This is a genomic window from Nitrospirillum amazonense, from assembly GCF_029594735.1.
Classification (GTDB): Bacteria; Pseudomonadota; Alphaproteobacteria; order Azospirillales; family Azospirillaceae; genus Nitrospirillum; species Nitrospirillum amazonense.
In genome coordinates this window covers 912633-936219 of sequence record NZ_JARPAF010000002.1, presented here as the reverse complement: position 1 = coordinate 936219, position 23587 = coordinate 912633, and the positions used below count along the sequence as shown (strand labels likewise).

Here is a 23587-nt window from a genome sequence, read left to right as displayed (position 1 = left end):
ACCGCGCCTCACCAGGTGGTAGGCTTGGGATTGCGGTGGTTGAAGTCCTTCTGGTGCCAGTAGGGATAGATGGGGTCCTTCTGGCTGGCCTGTTCCAGGCGCGCCACCTGGTCCGGCGTCAGCGACCAGCCGACAGCGCCCAGGTTCTGCTTCAACTGTTCCTCATTGCGGGCGCCGATGACCAGATTGGCCACGCCGGGCCGGGCCAACAGCCAGTTCAACGCCACCTGGGGAATGGTCTTGCCCGTCTCCGCCGCCACCACGTCCAGGGCATCGACCACCGTGTAGAGGTATTCATCGTCCACCTTGGGCCCGCCGGCGGCGCCACCGCTGGCGATGCGGCCGGCCTGCGCCGGCTGGCCGCGCCGGATCTTGCCGGTCAGGCGGCCCCAGCCCAGGGGGCTCCACACCATCAGGCCCACGCCCTGGTCCAGGCCCAGGGGCATCAGTTCCCACTCGTATTCACGCCCCACCAGGGAGTAGTAGCCCTGGTAGGCGACATAGCGGGCCAGGCCGTACTTCTCCGACGTCGCCAGCGCCTTCATCAAATGCCAGCCGGAGAAGTTGGAGGCGCCGATGTAGCCGATCTTGCCGGCGGTGATCAGGTCGTCCAGGGCGCGCAGGGTCTCATCCACCGGGGTGGTGGCGTCGAAGCCGTGCATGAAATAAAGGTCGATATGGTCGGTGCCCAGCCGCTTCAGGCTGGCCTCGCACGCACGGATCAGATGATAGCGTGACGAGCCCACGTCATTGGGGCCATCGCCCATGGTGAAGGTGGCCTTGGTGGAAATCAGCACCTTGTCCCGCCGGCCTTTGACGGCCTGGCCCAGGATCTCCTCCGACGCGCCCCGGGAATAGACGTCGGCGGTGTCGAAGAAATTGACGCCCGCCTCCAGGCACAAATCCACCAGCCGCGTGGCCTCGGCCACGTCGGTGCTGCCCCAGCGGTTGAAGAATTCACCCGCCCCGCCGAAGGTGCCGGTGCCGAAGCTGAGGACGGGAACCTTCAGGCCCGACCGTCCAAGTTGCCGATATTCCATGGTGTTTTCCTCATGGGTCCATATGGCGCGCCGTAAACGGCCCCCTGCCTGGGACCGCCGGTGCCGGCAGTTGAGCGTATGAGGATGCGAGAGGGGAAGCGTTTTCGTAGGGGCGGGAGGTTCGCAACGACGCGGGACCGCTATCGATTCAACCGGGCCGGCCATTCACGAGCGGTATGACGAACCGCCAGAATATCCACGCAGGTTTCCGCTATTTGGTAAGCGATGATGAAATCCGTGCCTGAAATGACCAACTCGCGCGTACCGTTGATGCGGCCGGGGCGCCCTTTTTGAGGATGAGAACCCAACCCTTGCGCCTGCGCGCGGAGCGACTTGACCAGCTTGAGCGCGGCCGCTGAATTGAACTGGCTCAGGTAATCGTGGATATCCACCAAGTTTCGTGTCGCCGGCCTGGTCCACCGCACCTTCATCGATCAGCTGCCGCCTCGAATTTTTCAAACAAGGCATCCATCTCGACATCCGTGACGAAGTCGCCAGCCGCCGCCGCCGCCAGTCCCGCTTGCACTTGGGTAGCCCACCGACGCTCTTCGGCGAGATAACGCTCGATGGCCTCGTTGACCACGAAATTGCGCGACCGGTTCTGCGCCTCGGCCAGCTTGTCCAGCTCCGCCAGGGTGGCGGGTTCGGTCCGGATGGAGAAGTTTTGGGTGGCCATGTCCACACCCTCAAGCCGTGACGATTACAGGTGATTACGTTGTAATCATGTGAACCTCAACGCCCCGCCGGTCAAGACCGCTCAAGCCTCCTCCTCGAACACCGGGTACGTCCCGAAATCCCGGATGGGGCGCAGCACCACGTTGCTGACGACGCGGGCGACGCCCATCTCGGCATCGTCGATCCAGCTGTCGGTCAGTTCCTGGTAGGTCTCCAGATCGCGGCAGACCAGCTTGGCGATATAGTCGTAGGGGCCGCTGACCTCGAAGCACTCGATGACCTCGGGCACCTCGCGCAGGCGGCGCTCGAAGGTGCTGGTGCGGGCACGGCCCTGTTTTTCCAGGGAGATTTGGGCCAGGACGAAGACGCAGGACTGGATGCGGCGCACGTCCACCTGGGCCTGGTAGCGCACGATGACGCCCTCGCGCTCCAGCCGGCGCACCCGTTCCAGGCAGGGGCGGGCGGACAGGCCCACCCGTTCCGACAGGGCCTGGTTGGTGACGCGGCCATCGGCCTGCAGTTCCGTCAGGATCTTGATGTCGATGGCGTCGAGCTTGCGCGGCTTCAAGGCGGGGTCCGGAAAGGCCAAAGCGAGGACGCCAGCTTAAGCGCCCTCGCCTCCACCCCCCAAGGCTTTACTTGCCCAAAGGCTTTACTTGGAGGTGCGATCCAACTTCAGGATCAGGCAGAAGGCCGACCCGCCGGACAGGCCGAAGTCGCTGACCGGGGTCTCATGCACGCGGTAGCCGCGCTCCGTCAGCATGCCGCGCAGGGCGGGGCTGGCGGTGGCCAGCACGATGTCGCGGCCCAGGTTCACGGCGTTTACCGCCAGGGTGCAGGCGTCGGGCTCCGGCGCCACGATCAGGTTTTCGGCGCCGAAGCGCTCCAGGATGCGAGCGTTGCCCTCGGCGGAGAAGGCGCCGGGGAAGTACAGCACCTCCCCCCCCGTCAGGGGGCAGAGGCAGGTGTCCATGTGATAGAAGCGCGGGTCGACCAGCTCCAGCGCCTCAACCTCCATGCCGAACAGGTCGCGCACCACGGGCGCGGCCGCCTTGTCGGAACGTTGGCCATAGCCCAGCCAGAAGGTCCGTCGCACGGGATCCCACACGCAGTCGCCCGCCCCCTCCAGCACCACGCCCTCCGGCATGTCGTGCACCTCGGTCAGCAGGCCCCGGTCCTTCAGCGCGTCGAAGGTGCGGCGGAACACCGGCGTCTCGCCCTGGCGCTGGGGATGGCGGAAGGTGGCGACCAGCGCCTTGCCGTCCAGCACCACGGCGGCGTTGGCGGTGAACACCATATCGGGCAGGCCGGCATGGGGCACCGCGAACTCCAGCTCCACACCCAGGCCGCGCAGGGTCGCCACCAGCCGCTCCCAGCCGCTGGATGAGCGGGCGCCCAGCAAGGCCCCCTCCTGCTGCCAGCGATCGGGCCGCATCCACGGATTGATGGCGTAGCTGACCTCGAAATGCTCCGGGGCGCACATCAGGATGCGGCCGCCGGGAAGGGCGTCGGCCACGGCGGAAGCGGCGGCGGTCAGGCGGGTATCGGGCATGGATTGGGATTCCCCGGGATGTTGTTGTCGGTTGATGTCAGGCGAACGCCGACAGGGTCTCGGCCAGGCGGTCCACCGCCCAGTCCAGATCCTCCGGTGCGATCATCAGCGGCGGCGCCAGGCGCACCACCGTGTCGTGGGTTTCCTTGGACAGGACACCGCGGCGCATCCAGTCCTCCACCACCTGGCGGGCGGTGGCGCGGGCGGGGTCGATCTCCAGCCCCACCCACAGGCCGATGCCGCGGATGTCGCGGATGAGCGGGCTGTTCAGCCCGCGCAGGCGGTCCATCAGATGGGCGCCCAGCTCCGCGCTGCGCTGGACCAGGCCTTCCTCCTCGATCACCGCCAGGGCCTCCAGACCCACGGCGGCGGCCAGCGGGTTGCCGCCGAAGGTGGAGCCGTGGCTGCCGGGATCGAACACGTCGATGACGTCGCGGCGGGCGACGAAGGCGGAGACGGGCAGCACGCCGCCGCCCAGCGCCTTGCCCAGGCACAGGCCATCCGGCTTGATGCTTTCATGCTGGTGGGCGAACCAGCGGCCGGTACGGCCCAGGCCGGACTGGATCTCATCCAGGATCATCAGGATGCCGGCCCGGTCGCAGGCGTCGCGCACACCCTTGAGATAGCCGGCCGGCGGCAGGACGATGCCGGCCTCGCCCTGGATGGGTTCCAGCAGCACGGCCGCCGTGTTGGGACCGATGGCGGCCGTCAGCGTTTCCAGGTCACCGAAGGGGACGACGCGGAAGCCGGGTGTATAGGGGCCGAAGCCCTCACGATAGGCCTCTTCGGAGGAGAAGCTGATGATGGTGGTGGTGCGGCCGTGGAAATTGCCGCTGGCCACGATGATCTCCGCCTGGTTGGCGGGAATGCCGCGATGGCGGTAGCCCCAGCGGCGGGCGGCCTTCACCGCCGTCTCCACCGCCTCCGCCCCGCTGTTCATGGGGCAGGCGCCATCCAGGCCGGTCAGGGCGCACAGGCGCTCCAGGAAGGGACCCAGCCTGTCGGTGTGGAAGGCGCGGGAGACGACCGCCACCTTGGACGCCTGCTCGGTCAGGGCCTTCAAGATGCGGGGGTGGCTGTGGCCGACGTTGACGGCGGAATAGGCGCTCATCATGTCCAGGTAGCGGCGGCCGGCGTCGTCGTGCACCCAAGCGCCCTGGGCACGGGTGATGACGACGGGCAGCGGCTTGTAGGTGTGGGCGCACCACCGGTCCTCCAGGGCGATCGCCCCCGGGGACGAGGCATTGACGATGTCGCCGTTCAGCCGCTGGTCCATGATGTCCTCCACCTTATCCCGGTCTCGTTGCCTGGATGGTGGCATGGGCGGGGCAGCCGAAACGGTCGAAGTTCGCGAGTGGCGCGACAGAACCGGGCAGCGGGTGGTGCGCCGGGCACACCGTTTCTGTCCTGCCGCCTTTGCGCCTGCGGCATGGGAAAGGAACGGGACGGGCGAACCACCGGCGCCTATAACGGTTTATCAGGTCGGAAATTCGGATGCGCCGCTTGCCATCGCGCGCGGAAATCCCGATTTTCCCAATAGGTTCGCATCTCCTACCCCCCACCAGGATCAGGGAACAGACAGCCATGGCCGCCACCGACAAGACCAGCAAAGCCCCCCGCCCCGTGGTGCTGTGCATCATGGACGGTTGGGGCTATCGGGAAGAGGTGGCGGACAACGCCGTCGCCCAGGGCAACACCCCCAACTACGACCGCCTGTGGAAGGAGAGCCCGCACGGCCTGCTGTCCGCCAGCGAGGAGGATGTGGGCCTGCCCGCCGGCCAGATGGGCAATTCCGAGGTGGGGCACATGAACCTGGGCGCCGGCCGCGTGGTGTTCCAGGATCTGCCCATGATCGACCGCGCCATCGCCCAGGGCGAGTTCGAAACCAACGGGGCGCTGACCGCCTTCAAGGCCGCCCTGAAGAAGTCCGGCGGCACCGCGCACATCCTGGGCCTGGCCTCCCCCGGCGGGGTGCACAGCCACCAGGACCATATGGTCGCACTGGCCCACACCCTGGCCCTGGCCGGCATCCCCGTGGCCCTGCACGCCTTCACCGACGGCCGCGACGTGCCGCCGCAGAGCGCCCTGGAACAGCTGGCCGCCATCGAGGCCGGCCTGAAGGATGCCCCCGGCGCCCGCATCGCCACAGTGGACGGCCGCTACTACGCCATGGACCGCGACAAGCGCTGGGACCGGGTGGAAAAGGCCTACCGCGCCCTGGTGTCGGCCGTGGGCGAGAGGGCCGACAGCGCCGAGGCGGCGGTCAAGCAGAGCTATGACGCCGACAAGCATGACGAATTCATCCTGCCCACCGTCATCGGCGACTATGCCGGCATGAAGGACGGGGACGGCGTGCTGATGGCCAACTTCCGCGCCGACCGCGCCCGCGAAATCCTGTCCGCCCTGGTAGAGCCGGAGTTCAGCGGATTCGATCGCGGCACGCCGGTGAAATTCGCCGCCCAGCTGGGCATGGTGGAATACTCCTCCACCCTGGCGAAATACCTGCCAGCCATCTTCCCGCCCAAGGAGATCCGCCATACCCTAGGCGAGATCGTGTCGCAGAAGGGCCTGAAGCAGCTGCGCATTGCCGAGACGGAGAAGTACCCGCACGTCACCTTCTTCTTCAACGGCGGCGAGGAAAAGGTCTACAAGGGGGAGGAGCGCATCCTGATCCCCTCGCCCAAGGTGGCCACCTACGACCTGCAGCCGGAAATGTCGGCCGATGAGCTGACGGACAAGCTGGTGGCGGCGGTGGACAGCGGCGCCTTCGACCTGGTGGTGGTCAACTACGCCAACCCGGACATGGTCGGCCATTCCGGCATCCTGGCCGCCGCCGTCAAGGCGGTGGAGGCGGTGGATCGCAGCATCGGCCGGCTGGAGGCCGCGGTGAAGCGCCAGGGCGGCGCCCTGCTGATCACCGCCGACCACGGCAATTGCGAGCTGATGAAGGACCCGGAGACGGGCGGCCCGCACACCGCCCATACCCTGGACCTGGTGCCCGCCATCCTGGTGAACGCCCCGGCGGACGTGGTGCGGCTGGAGCGGGGCAAGCTGGCCGACGTGGCCCCCACCCTGCTGGAGCTGATGGGCCTGCCCCAGCCGGAGGAGATGACGGGCCATTCCCTGCTGGTCCGCGACGCGGCGCGCGCGGCGGCCGAGTAAGCCCACACCCGAGTGAGCGCAGCCCCGGCGTGATCCCGCACAAGGCCCCGTTCCGACTGTTCCCCCTGGCGCTGGCCCTGCTGGCACCGGGATCGGTGTGGGCTGAGCACGCCCCGCCGGTGGTGCTGACGCCCGTCGCGCAGACGACGGCCTCGCAAGGCGTCCCCCGCGACGCCCAGCGCCAGCTGGACAAGGTGGAAAAGGACCTGAAGGCCGACCAGGCCCGCAAGGCCGAGTTGGACGCCAAGAACGACGCCCTGGAACGCGAGTTGGCCGACCTGCGCGCCAAGTCCGTGGCCGTGGCGGAGGACCAGCGCCGCCAGGACGACGCCCTGCGCGCGGTGGAGCAGTCGCTGGCCGGACTGGCGGCCAACGAGCAGGAGCAGGTGGCCCGCATCGACGCCGACCGCGCCGCCCTGGCCGAGTTGCTGGGCGCCCTGCAGCGCCTGTCCCGCCTGCCGCCGGAGGCCATGGTGGCCCGGCCGGAGGCACCGGGCGAGATGGTGAAGAGCGCCCTGCTGCTGCGCGAGGCCATTCCCCAGCTGAAGAAACGGGCCGACGCCCTGGCCGTGCAGTTGCGCGACCTGGCCGCCCTGCGCCAGAAGCTGGCGGACAAGCGCGCCCAGGCCCTGGCGGCGAAGAAGGACCTGGAAAAGCGCGAGGGGGAGTTGCGCGACCTGGTGTCGCGCCGCGAGGCCCTGTCGCAGGCCAACGACGCCGAGCTGCAGGACGTGGCCGGCCACATGGCGGTGTTGACTGCCCAGGCCGGCGACCTGCGCGACCTGGTGGAAAAGCTGGAGGCGGAGCGCAAGGCCGCCGCCGAACGCGCCCGCCAGGCGGAGGCGCAGAAGCGCCAGCTGGCCGAGGAGGCGCGGCAGAAAAAGGCGCAGGAGCGGCTGGCCGCCATGGGCCGCACGCCCAAGGACGTGCCGGGCGGTACGGCGCTGGGTGGCATGACCCTGCCGGTGGCGGGCCCCGTGGCCCAGCGCTATGGCGAGCAGGACGCCGTGGGTACCACCAGCCGCGGTGTCCGCATCAGCGCCCGCGCCGGGTCGCCGGTGGTGGCGCCGTATGAGGGGTCGGTGGTCTTCGCCGGACCCTTCAAGGGATATGGCCTTATCTTGATCGTCGAGCACCCCAATGGCTATCATAGCCTGATCGCGGGATTGGGTCGGATCGATACGCGGGTGGGACAACGTGTGTTGACCGGCGAGCCCATGGGCGCCATGGCCAGCGACGGAACCCCCACATTGTATTTCGAGTTGCGGCGGGGTGGTCAGCCGATCAATCCCCTGCGCGGCTTCGCGGGCACCGAGGGTAAAGGACAAGGGTGAGATGAAGAAACTGCTGACCTCCGTGGCCGTCGTGGCCCTGGTCTATCTGGCAAGCCCCCTGTCCCGGCCGCTGGACGCCAAGCCGCCGATCAAGGCGGAAACCTATAAGCAGCTGGAACTGTTCACCGAAGCGTTCGAGCGGGTGAAGTCCGACTATGTCGAGGAGGTGCCGGACGACCAGCTGGTCGAGGCCGCCATCAACGGCATGCTGGCCTCTCTCGACCCGCACTCGAACTTCATGAACAAGAAGAATTGGGAGGACATGCAGGTCCAGACCAAGGGCGAGTTCGGCGGCTTGGGCCTGGAGGTCACGGAAGAAAACGGCGTGGTCAAGGTGATCTCGCCCATCGACGACACCCCCGCCTCCCGCGCCGGCGTGCAGCCTGGCGACTACATCACCCACCTGAACGACGAAGCCATCGTGGGCCTGGGCCTGAACGAGGCGGTGGAGAAGATGCGCGGCGCCCCGGGCACCGACATCAAGGTGACCATCCACCGCAACAATGTGCCCCAGCCGCTGAACTTCACCCTGACCCGCGCGGTCATCAAGGTGCAGTCGGTGCGGTGGCGGGTGGAAGGCAATGTCGGCTACATCCGCCTGTCCGGCTTCACCGAGCAGACCCAGGTGGGCCTGGACAAGGCCCTGGCCGGCATCCAGAAGGAGCTGGGCGACAAGGTCGTGGGCTATGTGCTGGATCTGCGCAACAACCCCGGCGGCCTGCTGGACCAGGCCATCTCGGTCAGCGACACCTTCCTGGAGCGGGGCGAGATCGTCTCCACCCGCGGCCGCCGCCCGGACCAGGGCGAGCGCTACAACGCCAAGCCGGGCGACGCCATCCACGGCCTGCCCTTGGTGGTGCTGATCAACGGCGGCTCCGCCTCCGCCTCGGAAATCGTGGCCGGCGCGCTGCAGGACCACAAGCGCGCGATCCTCATGGGCACGCAGAGCTTCGGCAAGGGCTCGGTCCAGACCCTCATGCCCATGCCGGGCGGCAACGCCATGAAGCTGACCACGGCGCGCTACTACACGCCCTCCGGCCGGTCCATCCAGCAGCTGGGCATCACCCCGGACATCGAGGTCCAGCAGGCCAAGGTGGAAGAGGTGGGCGCGCCCGCCGGTGTCATCCGCCGGCGCGAGGCCGACCTACCGCACGCCCTGCGCAACACCGATCCGGGTGCCAAGCAGCCGGCCAAGCCGGACGACGCCAAGGACAAGACTTCGGAAAAGGCCCCGGACGCGAAGGCGCCCGACGGCAAGACCCCCGACAACAAGGGGGTTGGCGCCGACAAGGCCAAGGTCGATTCCAAGACCCAGGATCCGAAGGCGGGCACCAAGGGCCAGGACGCGCCTGGCACGCCGGTGCCGCCGGCCGCCACCGGCGACGCCACACCCCAGGATTACCAGCTGACCCGCGCCCTGGACCTGCTGCGTGGCCTGTCGCTGTTGCAGCAGTCCAAGGCCACGAACTGACGACGCCCTCGAGCGGATCGCGGAAAAGCGGAAGCGCTTTGCGGCGTGAATCCGCTCCTTGAACAAGCATTTAGGGCCGAGTGTGTTTCTGATTGAACGCACCCGGCACTAGCCAACCGACGGGGACCCCTTGGCCGCCCTACCCACCCGCCTGAAGGCCTTGGTCTCGCGCCCGAGCACGCCGCGCAAGACCAAGCCCGCCAAGGCGGCAAAGACAACAAAACGCAAGAAGGGCGGCGATGACGACGCCTTCGAGGCGCTGCTGGCTGGCGCGGACGAGGACGCGTCCGCCGATGTGCTGGCGGCGCGCCTGGGCGTGCCCAAGCGCGCCGGTCGTGTCGGGGCGGCCGCCACTGGACCAGCCGGGGACGACCCTGAAAAGCCCCGCCGCCGGCTGAACCTGTTCGCCGTGGCCGTGGCCCTGACGGTATTGGCCGTGGCGGGCACGGTCGCCTGGCTGGCCGCCACGGCGGAGGAGACGGCCGCCGCGCGGCGCAAAGCCACCATGCTGGCCGACATCCCCGTCACCCTGCCCCAGGGCGGCGCGCGGCCGGTGGAGGCCCCGCACCCGGCCGCCCCGGCGGAGGGCACCGCCAAGCCCGCGGCCCCGCACGACCCCGACCCCATGGACGTGGCCGTCAAGCTGGCGCCCAGCCGCAACGACGACCTGTTGGAAAAGACCCGCGCCGGCTATCTGCCGCGTATGCCTGCCAAGGGCCCCGCCCCCTGGCAGGCCTACAGCCGCCCCTTCCCCCAGGATGACAAGCGCCCGCGCATCGCCCTGGTGATGGCCGACCTGGGCTGGTCGCCCAGCGCCCTGGAGAAGGTGCTGGCCCGCATGCCGGCCGCCGTCACCCTGGCCTTCGCCGCCGGCGCCCCCAACCTGCAGAAGGCGGTGGACCAGGCGCGCGGCGACGGGCACGAGGTGCTGTTGCAGGTGCCGATGGAGCCGCAGGGCTTCCCTCAGAACGATCCCGGCCCCGGCACCTTGCTGACCAGCCTGCCGGACGAGAAGAACGTGGACCGGCTGGAAACGGCCATGGCCAGCGCCACCGGCTATGTCGGCCTGACCAATCTGACCGGCACCAAGTTCCTGGCCAGCCACGACAGCCTGCAGACCGTGCTGCGCCAGGTGCAGCGGCGCGGCCTGATCTATGTCGACAGCTGGCCCACCACCGCCAGCCAGGCCACCCGCATCGCCACCCAGCTGGGCCTGCCCCGGGCCGTGTCGGACGTGCAGGTGGACCGTGCGCCGTCCGACGCCGGCGTCGCCGCCCAATTGGCGGAACTGGAACGGCTGGCCAAGCTTAACGGCGTCGCCGTGGGTTATGCCCAGCCCTATCCCGTGACGCTCGAAGGCATCGCCCGCTGGGCCGTGGGCCTGCGCGATCGGGGCATCGTGCTGGCACCGGTCACGGCGGTGGTGAACCGCCAGGCGGATCGGTGATGTCCGGGCGGCACCCTGACCCTCGCCAGGGTCTCAACATAAGGCCAATTCCGATTCTGCTCGCGAGTTTCGTGCTCCCCGCATTATTGGCTATCACGACACAAGCTGTCGCGATGAAGGAAGGGCTCGATCAAATCAGCCCTGAAGCGCTCGCGGCCATGTTCATATTCGATACCATAGGTTATGCGCTCATCGGCCCCCTCCTGTTGGCATTTCCCATAAGAAGACAGTGGCGTTCCCCTGCAATCTACACTATCGCCTGTGCCTTGGCGGGATTGATCATCAATTGGATTCTTAGCGAGCTTTTGCCTGTCATCGCAGCTTACCAAGATGGTCGTGTGACCTTGCTTGGTCTGTTTTGGCTGCCATTCTTGGTGATAGACTGGTCGCCACTCGTCGCCGGATTGCTCGGTGGCGCACCAGGTGGATTCTTACTTGGCGCCACCTTGTGGAGATGGCCGCAGCAGCGCTGATTCCTCGTCAAAATTGCTTCCTCCCATCCCCTTAAGGTCCGTAGGCGCCCCCGTCGTTTCCCCGCATCCTGACCGGACCCGAACCGGCCCACCAGGAGGAACCCGCATGCCCCCCAAACGCATCCTGATGATCGTCGGCGATTTCGCCGAGGACTATGAGACCATGGTGCCCTTCCAGGCCCTGTCCATGGTGGGCTACCAGGTGGACGCGGTGGCGCCGGGCAAGCGGCCGGGCGACAAGATCGCCACCGCCATCCATGATTTCGAGGGCCACCAGACTTATACCGAGAAGCGCGGCCACGACTTCACGCTGAACGCCGATTTCGAGAGCGTGAAGGCCGACGATTACGTGGCCTTGGTTATCCCCGGTGGCCGCGCGCCGGAGTTCCTGCGCCTGGACAGCCGCGTGCTGGCTCTGGTGAAGGCCTTCGCCGCCCAGGACAAGGCCATCGCCGCCGTCTGCCACGGCCCCCAGATCCTGGCCGCTGCCGGCGTGCTGTCCGGCCGCAAGGTCTCCGCCTACCCTGCCTGCCGGCCGGAGGTGACCCTGGCCGGCGGCGAGTACGCCGACATCCCGGTGGATGGCGCCGTCACCGACGGCAAGCTGGTGACCGCCCCCGCCTGGCCCGCCCACGCCGCCTGGCTGGCCCAATTGCTGAAGGTGCTGGGCGCCGAAATCAGGGTGTAAGAAAAACGAAGCCCCCGCGCCGGGGTCACCGAGGCGGGGGCTTGACCTTCAGGAGTGTGCTGGAACCGGCTTACAGCTTGACCAGCGCCTTGCCCAGGTTCTTGCCCTGCAGCAGGCCCAGGAAGGCCGGCACGGCGTTTTCCAGGCCCTCGGTCACATCCTCGCGATAGCGCAGCTGGCCACTCTTCACCAGGGCGCCGACCTCTTCCAGGAAGGCGTCGTTGCGGTGCCAGTGGTCGGAAACGATGAAGCCCTGCACATGCAGCCGGCGGGTCAGGATGGCCGACAGCAGGGCCGGCGTCCGGTCCGGGCCGGCCGGCAGGGCGGTGTCGTTCAGGTTGCCGATACGGCCGCACAGCGGCACGCGGGCGAAGGTGTTCAGCAGATCGAACACCGCGTCCGTCACCCGGCCGCCGACATTGTCGAAATAGACGTCGACGCCGTTGGGGCAGGCGGCGGCCAGCGCTTCCTTGAAATTCTCCGCCTTGTAGTCGACGCAGGCGTCGAAGCCCAGCTCCTCCACCACGAAGGCGCACTTCTCCGGCCCGCCGGCGATGCCGACGACGCGGGCCCCCTTCAGCTTGGCCAGCTGGCCGACAACGGAGCCGACGGCACCGGCGGCGGCGGACACCACCACCGTCTCGCCCGCCTTGGGCTGGCCGATGTCGTAGAGGCCGACATAGGCGGTCAGGCCCGGCATGCCCAGCACGCCCAGGGCCGTCGTCACCGGCAGGCCATCGGTGTCCAGCTTATGCACCGACTTCGGTCCTGCGACGGCGTACTCTTGCCAGCCGGAATTGGACAGCACCAGATCACCCGCCTGGAAGCCAGGGACGTTGCTTTCCACCACCTCGCCGATGGTGCCGCCCACCATCAGGCCACCCACCTCGATGGGCGGGGTGTAGGACTTGGCGGCGCTCATGCGGGCGCGCATGTAGGGGTCGAGGGAGAGCCACCGCGTCTTCAGCAGCATCTGGCCGGGGCCCGCCACGGGGATGGACGCTTGCTCCATCCCGAAGTTCTGTTCCGTCGGGAGCCCTTCGGGGCGCGAGGCCAGAACAATCCTGCGGTTCAGCGGCATGTCTTTCCTCTTTTTCCTTCAGAAGGGGCGTCACCCTCTGCCGGGTGGTCCCCGTTTATTCGCTTGGAACCGGGCCTGTCGTCCGGGGCGCAAACCTTAGCCCAGGGTCCGGCACCCCGTGAAATGCCGTTGGCGCAACCCCCAGCCCCACCACCGGGGCCGGGCGGCGCACCACCTGTGGCTGTCTTTCCTCGGGCGAATGCTGAAGCCGGCTTTATCGCAGGCGCACAAAAAATCCCGGCCGCGACGGGGCGGACCGGGACTTCCTTTGGCAAGCGCCTGGGCTTTGAGTCGCCGCAAGCCGGATCAGGATCAGTCCGGCTTGCGGGTCAGGCTGGTGAGGGAAACCAGCTGCTGCTGCAACTCGTCCAGCCGCTTCTGCAGTTCATCGAACTGCCCGCCGCCGCTGGCAGACTTGGCCTTGGGCGCCTCGGCCGCTTCCGGCTTGCCGCCTTCAGCCCCGGCCAGGGGAGAGAACATGCGCATGGCCCGTTCGAACATGGCCATGTTCTGCTTGCCCACTTCCTCGAAAGAGCCGAAGGGGAACATGCCGCCCAGCGTGCCCTGGAAGTAATCCCGCATCTTTTCATGATTACGGGTGAAGGACTGCATGCTGTATTCCAGGTACTTCGGCACCATCCACTGCATGTTGTCGCCATAGAGGCTGATCAACTGCCGCAGGAAGCCGATGGGCAGCAGGTTCTGCCCGCCCTTGGATTCCTCTTCCACGATGATCTGGGTCAGCACCGAGCGCGTGATGTCGTCACCCGTCTTGGCGTCGTAGACGACGAAGTCGGTGCCGTCCTTCACCATCTGGCACAGATGGTCCAGGGTCACGTAGGAGCTGGTGGCCGTATTGTAGAGGCGCCGGTTGGCGTACTTCTTGATGGTGATCGGCGCGGGCTTGGGATCTTCTTTGTCGACCATAGGCGGCGTTTCCCGGCGATGTTTATCACCCGCACAACGGGTGCACTGCACATAGCTAATCCATGCAGTGCGGAACGTGCAAGCATCCTGCCAAGAACCAATGCGCGTATGTCGTTCCGCCACCGCTTTGCCAGGCGGCGGCGGGGGGTGTAGATTGAAGCCCATGCCCCGCGAAACCGACGCCCCACCACCGCCGTCCGGCGCCCCGGAAGACGAGGCCGCCCCCACCCCCGGCGAGCCGCCGAGCGTGGAGTCGCTGGCCCGCCGCTACCTGGACTTGTGGCAGGACCAGTGGGCCGCCGTGGCCGCCGACCCCGACATGACCGGCGCCTTCGCCCGCCTGGTGCGCGCGTTGGGCCAAGCCACCGCCTGGCCGACGGGAGGGGGCCAAACCGGCTGGCCGGGCGGCAATCCCTTCGCCGCCAGCGGCACGAATCCTGGGGCCGGCGCCTGGATGGGCGTGCCCTTCTTCACCCCCGCCGCCTTCCCCTGGGGGCCCCATGCCAGCACACCAAGCACCACCGACCGGACCGGCCACGACAGCCCCGCCGAAGCCCCGCCAGGGCCCTCGGCCGTTGGCGACGCATCTGACGGCGGCGATGGCCGTCTTGCTGAACTCGCAGGCCGGATTGCCGCTCTTGAACGGCAGCTCGCCGATCTGGCGCAAGGAGCTGGAACCGAGGTGCCGCCAACTGCGCGCCGATCTCGCCGGCGCCGACCCGGAAGCGGTGAAAGCGGCGGTTGAGCGTGAGACCCGGCGCCGACTCGACACACTGCTGGCCGGGCTGGAACGCTACCGCCGCAATCCCTACCAGCGCGACGTCACCGACCCGCCGCCGGTGTGGACGGAGGGCAACAGCCGCCTGCTGGATTACAGCCTGCCCGGTGCCAAGGGCCCCGTGCTGCTGTTCGTGCCTTCGCTGGTCAACCGCGGCTATGTGCTGGACCTGTCGGCGCGCAAGAGCCTGGTGCGCTGGCTGGCCGCCCAGAACTTCCGCCCCCTGCTGCTGGACTGGGGCACGGTGGGGGCGGTGGAGCGGGGGTTCGATCTCACCGACTATGTCGCCGGCCGCCTGGCCCGCGCGGTGGATGCCACGCGCGACCTGATGGGCCAGGCACCGGCCCTGGTGGGCTATTGCATGGGCGGCACGCTGGCCGCCGCCGCCGCCGTACTGCGGCCCGAAGCGATCTCATCCCTGGTGCTGCTGGCCGCCCCCTGGGACTTCCACGCCGACGACCCCGCCGCCGCCCTGCGCACGGCCGCCGTCCTGCCCCTGGTGGAGCCGGCGCTGACCTGGCTGGGCGAACTGCCGGTGGACATGATCCAGTTCCTGTTCGCCGGGCTGGATCCGCTGCTGGCCCTGCGCAAGTTCAGCCGCTACGCCACCCTGGACCCGGACAGCCAGGACGCTCAGGACTTCGTCGCGCTGGAGGATTGGCTGAACGATGGCGTGCCGCTGGCGGCGGCCGTGGCCCGGGAATGCCTGGGCGGCTGGTACGGCCGCAATGACCCGGCGGAGGGCACCTGGCGGGTGGGCGGCCAGGCCATCGACGCCCGCGCCATCCGCCTGCCCACCCTGGCCATCATCCCAGCCCGCGACCGCATCGTGCCACCGGGCGCCGCCCGCGCCCTGATCGACGCCATCCCCGGCGGCGACCGGCTGGAGCCCCACCTGGGCCATATCGGCATGGTGGTCAGCGCCGGCGCACCGGACCAAGTGTGGGCGCCCCTGGCCGATTGGCTAAGGGCGCGCCTCGATCACCCTCGGTCATAGCGGTAGGGCCCGCCCTTCTTCACGGCCGCGCGATAGGCCGGGCGCGTCTGGATGCGGGTCACGAAGGCGGCCAGGTGGGCGAAGTGTTGGCCGGTGCCGGGCATCATCATGGCCGCCTCGATGGGGAAGCTCATCTGGATGTCGGCGGCGGTGAACTGGTCGCCCATGAACCAGGGCCCTTGGGCCAGTTCAGCGTTCATGTAGCCCAGGTGGTTGGCGGTTTCGCTGGCGATGCGGGGCTGCAGGGGCGCGGCCGCCTCGCCCAGGCGGCTGGTGTAGAGATGCAGCAGCAGGGGCAGCATGGCCGACCCCTCGGCGAAGTGCATCCAGTGCAGGTAGCGCGCCTGGGCGGCCCGGTCGCCCGGCGCCGGGGCCAGGCGGCCCTCGCCATAGGTGCGCACCAGGTACTCGATGATGGCGCCCGATTCCGCCAGCACCAGGCCGTCATCCTCGATCACCGGCGACTTGCCCAGCGGATGGACGGCCTTAAGCGCCGGCGGCGCCAGCTGGGTGGCGGGATCGCGCTCATAGCGGACCACCTGGTAGGGCAGCTCCAGCTCCTCCAGCGCCCACAGCACACGCTGGGAGCGGGAGTTGTTCAGGTGATGGACGATGATCATGGAAGCGCCCTCCGGCTTTCTGGTTATGGAATACCCTTTACGGCCCGCTTACAGGCCCAGATCAACCGCCAGCCGCCGGGCCAGCGCCTCGGCCTCGCCGGCGGCATAGGCCCGCTCATGGCCCGAACCCCAGATGGGGCCCGGCCAGGCGGCGTCCCCGCGCGTGCGGGCCACCACGTGGACGTGCAGCTGCGGCACCATGTTGCCGATGGCGGCCACGTTCAGCTTGTCGGGCGCGAACGCCGCCTCCATGACCTGCGAGGCCTGGGTGATCTCAGCCATCAGCTGGATCTGGTCGGCCGTGGCCAGCCTATGGATCTCGACGGCGCCGACACGGCGCGGCACCAGGATCAGCCAGGGCCAGCAGGCGTTGCGGGACAGCAGCGCGCGGCAGAGGGCCAGGTCGCCCAGCGCCACGGTGTCGGCGGCCAGGCGGGGGTGCAGCGTGAAGTCGTCGGCGCTTGTCATTTCAGGGAAATCCGTTCCTGGACCGGTGGCTAGGGCCCGGCGTCGCGATGCGGACGACGGTGTCCGCAATACCGCTGGACGCCGCCGCCGGGATGGCTATGTACTACTGCCCGACGCCGCCCGTCCAAAGGGTTTGGCTGTGGGGTGGATGACTGGGCCTGACCTGGTAGCCTGGCTTGCTGACCTGGCTTGAGGGCCGGAGGGCGGCCCTTCGTCCACAAAATTGCCCCATAGTCATGCCAATGGAAGGGATGGTTCGCACGCGGCCGGTGCCCTGGGGCAGGGAACCGTCCCGTTTGTTCATATGTTTCGGGTCCGCCGTTCTGCTATTCCGTCGCCGTCATCCCGTTCATCGTTCTCCCGTTCCTGGGGCAGGGGTCGTTCACAATGCGTAAGATTTTGAGGATGCAGAAATCCGCCTGGGCGGTCCTGCTTCTTCTGGTGCTGGGCAACATCGGCGCGTGGGCGATCGTCAATCGCCCGGCCGTGGAGCGCCCCTGGGCCGGCACCATCGCCGGCGTGGCCTTCGTGCCCTTCCAGGCCAACCAGACCCCGCAGAACGGCGACAGTCCCACCGCCGACGACATCAAGCGCGACCTGGACGTGGTGGCGCCGCATGTGCAGTCCATCCGCACCTATCAGGTGGGCAACGGCATCGACCAGGTGGCGCCCATCGCCCTGGAGCGCTACCCCAACCTGACCATCACCCAGGGCGCCTGGCTGTCCAAGGACATGGCCGCCAACGAGGCGGAACTGGCGGGCCTGGTGCGCGTCGCGCGCGCCAACGCCAACGTGAAGCGGGTCATGGTCGGCAACGAGGTGCTGTTCCGCGACGACTTCAGCGTCGCCCAACTGATCGACTACATCCAGCGCGTGAAGCGCCAGGTCAACGTGCCGGTGTCCACGGCCGAGCCGTCCTACGTCTGGCTGGACCATCCGGAACTGGCCGACGCCTGCGACTTCATCACCATCCACCTGCTGCCCTACTGGAACAAGGTGTCGGTGGACCGCGCGGTGGAGGACGCCATGGCGGCCTACCGCCAGGTGCAGGAACGCTTCCCCAACAAACACATCCTGATCGGCGAGACCGGCTGGCCGTCCGACGGCGCCTATCGCGGGGCGGCCGAGGCCGGCCTGGTGAACGAGGCCAAGTACATCCGCAGCTTCCTGAACATCGCCGGACAGCAGCGCCTGGATTTCTACATCATGGAGGCCTTCGACCAGCCCTGGAAACGGACGCTGGGCGGCACGGCGGAGACGGCCTGGGGCATCTGGGACGCCCACCGCCACCAGAAGTTCCCCATGGTGGGCGGCATCCTAGAGGTGCCGTCGTGGCGGGTGTTGTGCGCCATCGCCACCGCCCTGGCCTTCCTGCCCATGTTCTTCTTCGTGCTGGCCCGCGACGACCTGAAATGGCGCGGCCAGCTGTTCTACGGCTTCCTGATCCAGACGGTGGCCTCGGTCCTGGTATGGACGGGCACCCAGGCCCTGACCGTGGGCATGGGCACCCTGTCCTTCACCGCCTTCATGGTGCTGATCCTCGCCCAGCTGATCCTGTTCGCCGTCATGCTGATCGACGGCCTGGAATTGACGGAGGTGGTGTGGACCCAGCGATGGAAACGGCGCTACACGCCGGTGCGGGAGCCGCTGGGCGACTACACGCCCAAGGTTTCCATCCACGTGCCCTGCTATAATGAGCCGGCGCACATGGTGATCGAGACCCTCGACGCCCTGGCGGCCATGGACTACCCCAACTTCGAAGTCCTGGTGATCGACAACAACACCAAGGACGAGGCGGTGTGGCGCCCGCTGGAGGAATACTGCGCCAAGCTGGGGCCGCGCTTCCGCTTCTTCCATCTGCCGCGCTGGCCGGGCTTCAAGGGCGGCGCCCTGAACTTCGGCCTGTCCGTCACCGCCCCGGACGTGGAGGTGGTGGGCGTCATCGACAGCGACTACCAGGTCACGCCCGACTGGCTATCGGCCACCATTCCCTATTTCAAGCGGCCGGAGGTGGGCTTCGTCCAGTCGCCGCAGGACTACCGCGACTGGTCCGACGACGCCTTCAAGTCGATGATCAACTGGGAATACCAGGGCTTTTTCCACATCGGCATGATCCAGCGCAACGAGCGCAACGCCATCATCCAGCACGGCACCATGACCCTGGTGCGCAAAAGCGCCCTGGACGGCGTGGGCCGCTGGGCCGAATGGTGCATCTGCGAGGATTCGGAACTGGGCCTGCGCCTGTTCGAGGAGAAGCTGGAAGCGGTCTACATGCCCGACAGCTTCGGCCAGGGCCTGGTCCCCGATAGTTTCGCCGGCTACAAGACCCAACGCTTCCGTTGGGCCTACGGCGCCGTGCAGATCCTGAAGCGCCACTGGCGCGAGATGATGCCGGGCGGCACCAAGCTGACCGCCGGCCAGAAGTATCACTTCATCACCGGCTGGCTGCCCTGGTTCGCCGACGCCGCCCACATGGGCTTCGTCATCGGCGGCATCATCTGGTCGCTGGGCCTGCTGCTGCTGCCGCAGTGGATCGAGTTCCCACCCACTGTCTTCATCCTGCCCACCCTCAGCGTCTTCTTCTTCAAGGTGCTGTGCGGCCTGTGGCTGTATGGGGAGCGGGTGAAGTGCCGCTTCATCGACAAGCTGGGCGCCGCCATCGCCGGCATGGCGCTGACCCACACCGTGGGCCGCGCCGTCTGGGTGGGCCTGTTCACCAGCGGCCGCCCCTTCGTGCGCACGCCCAAGTGCGAGGATCAGCCCGCCCTGATCCAGGGCTTCCTGCACGCGCGGGAAGAGGTGGGGCTGATGCTGGGCCTGTGGCTGGCCGCCGCCGCCATCGCCCTGCTGAAGGGCAGCGACAACCGCGATGCCTACGTCTGGGCCACCATGCTGGTCGTCCAGTCCTTCCCCTACATCGCGGCCCTGTTCCTCAGCACCCTGAACGCGCTGCCCAAGGGCGGCGGGGCCGAAGCCACCGCCCCGGCGGAATGAGGCGGTCGCCAAGCACTGGTATCCAAGCGCTGGTACAAGGCCGGGGCGGCGGGGCAACCTGCCGCCCCCTTCCTTTTCGGGCACAATTCCGTGACCAAGGACCCCGAGTCGGGGACACGCGGCGCGCGCCCACGCTAAGCTGACGGTGGATCGGCGCTGAGAGAGCCGGCCGGAATGCCGTCAACAGGGGACGCAATGGTGAAGACCCACGCGCTTTCATGCCAGGCACCGGAAACCGAAACGGCGGAGGGTGACACCCATCAACATGAACACGGCGACACGGATGTCCAGGATGTGCTGGCCGCCAATCGCCGCTTCTACCAGGCCTTCGCGGACCGCGACGTGGCCGGCATGGAGGCCCTGTGGGCGCAGGACCGCGACGTGCGCTGCGTCCATCCCGGCTGGCCGGCGTTGTCGGGCCGCGAGCCCGTGATGCGCAGCTGGCGCGAGTTGCTGGGCAACCCCCGGTCGCCGGGCGTGCGTCACCAGAGCGAACAGGCCACGGTGTGCGGCGACATCGGCTGGGTGGTGTGCGAGGAGTTCGTGGCCAACACGGCGCTGGTGGTCACCAACCTGTTCGCCCGTTCCGGCGGCGGCTGGCAGATGATCCATCACCAGGCCACGCCCATCTCCTCCATCGCCGCGTTCGAGGACGCCAGCGGCTATGAGGATCTGAACGGCCGGCCGCCGACGCTGCATTAGTACGACTAATCCGATCTCCGTCCTTGCGGCCGCCCCGCTTTTCCGTACTGTTATCGCTAACAATATGGAAGAGGGAGAGGACCCCATGCGGCGTTGGCTGCGCATCGCGAGCTTGTTACCGTCCTTACTGGCCGCCGGCACGGCGTTGGCCGCGCCGGCCAAGTCGCCCGCCCCCACGCCCCCAATGGGGTGGAACAGCTGGGACGCCTACGGCTTCACCATCGACGAGGCCGACTTCAAGGCCAACGCGGGCGTCCTGGCGACGCTGAAACCCTATGGCTGGACCTACGCCGTGGTGGATGAAGGCTGGTACATGGCCGACCCCTTCGGCAAGTCGCTGGCGGAGCGGCAATACCTGCTGGACGGCAACGGCCTGCTGGTTCCCGTACCCGCCCGCTTCCCCTCCGCCACCGGTGGCCAGGGTTTCAAGCCGCTGGCCGATTGGCTGCATGCCCAGGGCCTGAAGTTCGGTCTGCACATCGTGCGCGGCATCCCCAAGCAGGCCGTGGAGCGGAACACGCCGGTGGCGGGATCGTCCTTCCACGCCGCCGACGCGGCGGACACCGCCGACACCTGCCCCTGGGACGATGGCAACTACGGGGTGCGCGACACCCCTGCCGGCCAAGCCTATTATGATTCGATGATGGCTCAGTACGCCCGGTGGGGGCTGGATTTCCTGAAGGTCGACTGCATCGCCGACCATCCCTACAAGGTCAGTGAAATCCGGCAGATCAGCAGCGCCATCGCCAAGACGGGCCGGCCCATCGTGCTGAGTCTTTCCCCCGGTCCCACCAACCTGTCCCACGCGGATGAAATCAGCCGTTATGGCCAGATGTGGCGGATCACCAACGACGTCTGGGACGGCTGGACCTTCCCGCATGACAAGCCCACGGACGGCTTCCCCTATGGCCTGCGCGACCTGTTCGACGTCCTGCCGGGCTGGGCGCCCCATGCCAAGCATGGCCGCTGGCCCGACGCCGACATGCTGCCCATAGGCGTGCTGGAACCCAATCCCGGCTGGGGCGACCCGCGCACGTCGCGACTGACGGCCGATGAGCAGCGCACCCAGGTGACCCTGTGGGCCATCGCCCGGTCGCCGCTGATCCTGGGCGCCAACCTCACCAAGCTGGACGAGGCCACGCGCGCCCTGATCACCAATCGCGCCGTCATTCAGGTGGACCAGACGGCCACGGAAAGCCACCCGGTGACGGACCTGCCCGCCGGCTTCGAGAACGCGCGCGTCTGGCTAGCCACGGGCGCCAAGGGCCAACGCTACCTGGCCCTGTTCAACCTGGACGACAAGCCGTCGACGCTGTCGGCGTCCTGGGGAAAGCTGGGCCTGGCCGGCGGCAACCTCACCGCCCACGACCTGTGGACGGACAAGGCCCTGCCGGCGGCGGACAGCCTGAGCGTCACGCTACCTGCGCACGGCAGCGCGCTTTATGAAGTGAAGTAACGCCAGCGGCACGAGGTAGCGACTCGTGCCGCTGTAGCCCGCGACTGCGGGTGCCTGAGGAAGCATTTGAGCGGTCACGATCAAATGCCGCGCGTATATGCCGGAAAGGCTGGGCTGGCGCCGGGGTCACTCCCGGCGCAGCACCTTGTCAGCCAGCACGCTGGCCCACCAGCGCGTCATGAAGGTCTTCTTGAATTCGGGCGGGTCATAGACGTCATCCACCCAGGTGTAGAAGGCGTCGACGCTAGGCTCGATCCCCTGGGCCTGGGCATAGGCCAGGAAGGTCTCGAAGAAGTGGTCCAGGATGCCGGTCTTGGCATGGCGCAGGTGGCCATACTTGGGGCTGAGCTGACCCAGCGCCATTTTCAGCGGTACCCCCTCATGCACGAACTGGTATAGCACGCTCATGAAGCCGACGCGGTCGGACCCGGCCTTGCAGTGCATCAGCACGGGGTACTGGGCGTCGCGCCAAATCTGCCGCGCCTGGTGCAGGATGTGCTTCTTGGGCGCGTCGCGGGAATTGACGGCGAAGTTCACCAGGGTCAGACCGTGGCGGGTACAGGCCTCATCCTCCAGCACCCAGGACCCGCAATTGTCGCGGCGGCCGCGCAGGTTGATGACGGTGCGCACGCCCAGGCGGGCGGCCTGGGCGATGTGGCGCGGCGTCGGCTGGCTGGATCGGTACAGCCGCGGCGAAATCTTGAACATGTTCTTGTAGATCATGCGGATGAACGCGTGATCCTTGAAGAAGCTGTTCAGATAGCGCTTGAAACCGCGGATCTGGTTCGGCGGCACGGCGGCGTGGGAGGGGGTAGGCTGCCCCCCGGGCGCGGTGTGGGAGGGCGGCGCCCCGGGGCCGGCCGCCGGCATCTTGTCCACCGTCGCGGCCTGCAGCCGATAGTCCGTCATCGCGTGCACTTATCCTAAAGCAAAGGCAGGAAACCACCGGCCCGCCATCCAGGGGGAGGGATCCGTCAGGCTCACGGCCCCTATATAGGATGTTTGCCCGCCGGGGGCGAGGGGCCTCGCGCGCATGGGCGCATCAACCGCAGGCCCGCGCGGGTGGATATAGGGGTTAAGCGCGCCGGATATGGCCAGTTAGTCCACCCCGGTCAGCGCCCCATGGGACGGACATGGCTGGCGTCCAGCCGATCCAGCCGCTCGAAGAAGGGGGCCATCACCGACCGGTCCTGCTTGGTTTCCTGTTCCAGGGCGGCGCGGTCATGCTCCGTCCAGCGGACCAGGGCGGCCATCTCCTGCCGGTCGAAGGCGCTGAGACTGGAGGCGGACGCCAGCTTCTGCGCCGCCGCCCCCTTTTCCACCGGCTCCTCCGCCGCGCGGGCCGCCTGCCGGGCGGCCAGCACGCGCTGGGTCACCTGGCGCCAGCGCCGCTCATCAAAGCCATAACTGGCCAGCAGGGATTTCGCCTCCGGCCCCGGGTGGGCCAGCAGGACGAAAGCGGGCTGTCCATCGTCCGGCGCGGACGCGACCAGGGCCTCCGCCGCGCTGACGTAGCGGCCGACCTCGGCGGCGTCCAGACGCTCATGCGCCAACATCGGCGCGGATACCATCAGAACCACTAACGCGGCTGCGAAACGCATCGTTTGCCCCCAAACGTTCGCGCGCCAAATGTGATCGTTTCTTATATCGGGCACGCAACGACATTTCCAGCGGAAAGCCTGTAAGTGGAGAGTAGAATTGAAGAATTATGGCGGGGGTATG

At 67.9% G+C, this 23587-nt stretch carries 23 protein-coding genes; 11 read left to right on the top strand and 12 right to left on the bottom strand.

Going from position 1 to position 23587, the window contains the following annotated elements; genetic code table 11:
* Nucleotides 1-8: 8 nt before the first annotated feature.
* From P5F91_RS10400 to rocD, 6 genes are all read right to left on the bottom strand, one after another.
* Nucleotides 9-1040, bottom strand: coding sequence for an aldo/keto reductase (locus P5F91_RS10400; protein WP_277907152.1), 1032 nt, complete (start codon nucleotides 1038-1040; stop codon nucleotides 9-11).
* 140 nt (nucleotides 1041-1180) lie between these two features.
* Nucleotides 1181-1471, bottom strand: coding sequence for a type II toxin-antitoxin system RelE/ParE family toxin (locus tag P5F91_RS10395; protein ID WP_145613313.1), 291 nt, complete (start codon nucleotides 1469-1471; stop codon nucleotides 1181-1183).
* Nucleotides 1468-1716 carry a CopG family ribbon-helix-helix protein gene (locus tag P5F91_RS10390; protein WP_277907151.1) on the bottom strand — a complete coding sequence of 83 codons (249 nt, stop codon included), beginning with the start codon at nucleotides 1714-1716 and terminating at the stop codon, nucleotides 1468-1470. The genes P5F91_RS10395 and P5F91_RS10390 overlap by 4 nt, the downstream gene beginning before the upstream one ends.
* Before the next feature lie 81 nt (nucleotides 1717-1797).
* Nucleotides 1798-2283 (bottom strand): Lrp/AsnC family transcriptional regulator, encoded by a 486-nt coding sequence (locus tag P5F91_RS10385; RefSeq protein ID WP_145613315.1) that lies wholly within the window; start codon nucleotides 2281-2283, stop codon nucleotides 1798-1800.
* Nucleotides 2284-2367: 84 nt separating this feature from the next.
* Nucleotides 2368-3267: a dimethylarginine dimethylaminohydrolase family protein gene (locus P5F91_RS10380; protein WP_145613316.1), complete on the bottom strand. Its 900-nt coding sequence runs from the start codon at nucleotides 3265-3267 to the stop codon at nucleotides 2368-2370.
* A gap of 37 nt (nucleotides 3268-3304) precedes the next feature.
* Nucleotides 3305-4543 carry an ornithine--oxo-acid transaminase gene (gene rocD / locus P5F91_RS10375; protein WP_277907150.1) on the bottom strand — a complete coding sequence of 413 codons (1239 nt, stop codon included), beginning with the start codon at nucleotides 4541-4543 and terminating at the stop codon, nucleotides 3305-3307.
* 308 nt (nucleotides 4544-4851) lie between these two features.
* On the opposite strand from rocD, the gene gpmI reads away from it, so the two are divergent.
* The 6 genes from gpmI to P5F91_RS10345 all read left to right on the top strand — a co-directional run bounded on the left by gpmI (nucleotide 4852) and on the right by P5F91_RS10345 (nucleotide 11842).
* A complete protein-coding gene (gene gpmI, locus P5F91_RS10370) occupies nucleotides 4852-6429 on the top strand; it encodes a 2,3-bisphosphoglycerate-independent phosphoglycerate mutase (RefSeq protein WP_277907149.1) in 1578 nt (525 codons plus the stop codon).
* Between the two features lie 29 nt (nucleotides 6430-6458).
* Nucleotides 6459-7763 carry a murein hydrolase activator EnvC family protein gene (locus P5F91_RS10365; RefSeq protein WP_145613319.1) on the top strand — a complete coding sequence of 435 codons (1305 nt, stop codon included), beginning with the start codon at nucleotides 6459-6461 and terminating at the stop codon, nucleotides 7761-7763.
* A 1-nt stretch (nucleotide 7764) separates the two neighbouring features.
* Complete coding sequence (locus P5F91_RS10360; protein ID WP_145613320.1) at nucleotides 7765-9234, top strand: S41 family peptidase; 1470 nt, start codon at nucleotides 7765-7767, stop codon at nucleotides 9232-9234.
* A gap of 130 nt (nucleotides 9235-9364) precedes the next feature.
* A complete protein-coding gene (locus P5F91_RS10355) occupies nucleotides 9365-10681 on the top strand; it encodes a divergent polysaccharide deacetylase family protein (RefSeq protein ID WP_145613321.1) in 1317 nt (438 codons plus the stop codon).
* Nucleotides 10681-11154, top strand: a complete 474-nt coding sequence (locus tag P5F91_RS10350) for a hypothetical protein (RefSeq protein WP_277907147.1) — start codon at nucleotides 10681-10683, stop codon at nucleotides 11152-11154. Before P5F91_RS10355 ends, P5F91_RS10350 begins: the two co-directional genes overlap by 1 nt.
* A gap of 106 nt (nucleotides 11155-11260) precedes the next feature.
* Nucleotides 11261-11842: a DJ-1/PfpI family protein gene (locus P5F91_RS10345; RefSeq protein ID WP_145613324.1), complete on the top strand. Its 582-nt coding sequence runs from the start codon at nucleotides 11261-11263 to the stop codon at nucleotides 11840-11842.
* Nucleotides 11843-11912: 70 nt separating this feature from the next.
* Here the strand turns inward: P5F91_RS10345 and P5F91_RS10340 are convergent, their stop codons facing one another.
* Entirely contained in the window at nucleotides 11913-12923 is a 1011-nt protein-coding gene (locus P5F91_RS10340; RefSeq protein ID WP_145613325.1) for an NADP-dependent oxidoreductase, read from the bottom strand.
* A gap of 312 nt (nucleotides 12924-13235) precedes the next feature.
* Nucleotides 13236-13850, bottom strand: a complete 615-nt coding sequence (gene phaR, locus P5F91_RS10335) for a polyhydroxyalkanoate synthesis repressor PhaR (protein WP_145613326.1) — start codon at nucleotides 13848-13850, stop codon at nucleotides 13236-13238.
* 163 nt (nucleotides 13851-14013) lie between these two features.
* Between phaR and P5F91_RS10330 the strand changes: the two genes are divergently transcribed.
* Nucleotides 14014-14595, top strand: coding sequence for a hypothetical protein (locus P5F91_RS10330; RefSeq protein ID WP_246134588.1), 582 nt, complete (start codon nucleotides 14014-14016; stop codon nucleotides 14593-14595).
* On the top strand, nucleotides 14489-15625 hold the full coding sequence (locus tag P5F91_RS10325; protein ID WP_246134589.1) for an alpha/beta fold hydrolase: 1137 nt from the start codon (nucleotides 14489-14491) through the stop codon (nucleotides 15623-15625). Before P5F91_RS10330 ends, P5F91_RS10325 begins: the two co-directional genes overlap by 107 nt.
* On the opposite strand, the gene P5F91_RS10320 is transcribed toward P5F91_RS10325, so the two are convergent.
* Together P5F91_RS10320 and P5F91_RS10315 are read right to left on the bottom strand one after the other, a co-directional pair.
* Nucleotides 15610-16245, bottom strand: coding sequence for a glutathione S-transferase family protein (locus P5F91_RS10320; RefSeq protein ID WP_145613328.1), 636 nt, complete (start codon nucleotides 16243-16245; stop codon nucleotides 15610-15612). The genes P5F91_RS10325 and P5F91_RS10320 overlap by 16 nt on opposite strands.
* Nucleotides 16246-16293: 48 nt before the next feature.
* A complete protein-coding gene (locus P5F91_RS10315; protein WP_145613329.1) occupies nucleotides 16294-16713 on the bottom strand; it encodes an HIT domain-containing protein in 420 nt (139 codons plus the stop codon).
* 405 nt (nucleotides 16714-17118) lie between these two features.
* Here P5F91_RS10315 and P5F91_RS10310 point away from each other — a divergent pair, with 405 nt between their 5' ends.
* The 3 genes from P5F91_RS10310 (at nucleotide 17119) to P5F91_RS10300 (ending at nucleotide 21865) form a co-directional block, all read left to right on the top strand.
* Nucleotides 17119-19707 carry a glycosyltransferase gene (locus P5F91_RS10310; RefSeq protein WP_246134590.1) on the top strand — a complete coding sequence of 863 codons (2589 nt, stop codon included), beginning with the start codon at nucleotides 17119-17121 and terminating at the stop codon, nucleotides 19705-19707.
* Nucleotides 19708-19902: 195 nt separating this feature from the next.
* The gene (locus P5F91_RS10305; protein ID WP_145613331.1) at nucleotides 19903-20409 is read left to right on the top strand and encodes a nuclear transport factor 2 family protein; all 507 of its coding nucleotides are present in this window, start codon (nucleotides 19903-19905) and stop codon (nucleotides 20407-20409) included.
* Nucleotides 20410-20494: 85 nt separating this feature from the next.
* Nucleotides 20495-21865: a glycoside hydrolase family 27 protein gene (locus P5F91_RS10300; protein ID WP_277907145.1), complete on the top strand. Its 1371-nt coding sequence runs from the start codon at nucleotides 20495-20497 to the stop codon at nucleotides 21863-21865.
* Nucleotides 21866-21991: 126 nt separating this feature from the next.
* On the opposite strand, the gene P5F91_RS10295 is transcribed toward P5F91_RS10300, so the two are convergent.
* The gene (locus P5F91_RS10295; protein WP_246134592.1) at nucleotides 21992-22774 is read right to left on the bottom strand and encodes a protein tyrosine phosphatase family protein; all 783 of its coding nucleotides are present in this window, start codon (nucleotides 22772-22774) and stop codon (nucleotides 21992-21994) included.
* 203 nt (nucleotides 22775-22977) lie between these two features.
* A complete protein-coding gene (locus tag P5F91_RS10290) occupies nucleotides 22978-23421 on the bottom strand; it encodes a hypothetical protein (protein WP_277907144.1) in 444 nt (147 codons plus the stop codon).
* Nucleotides 23422-23587 lie beyond the last annotated feature (166 nt).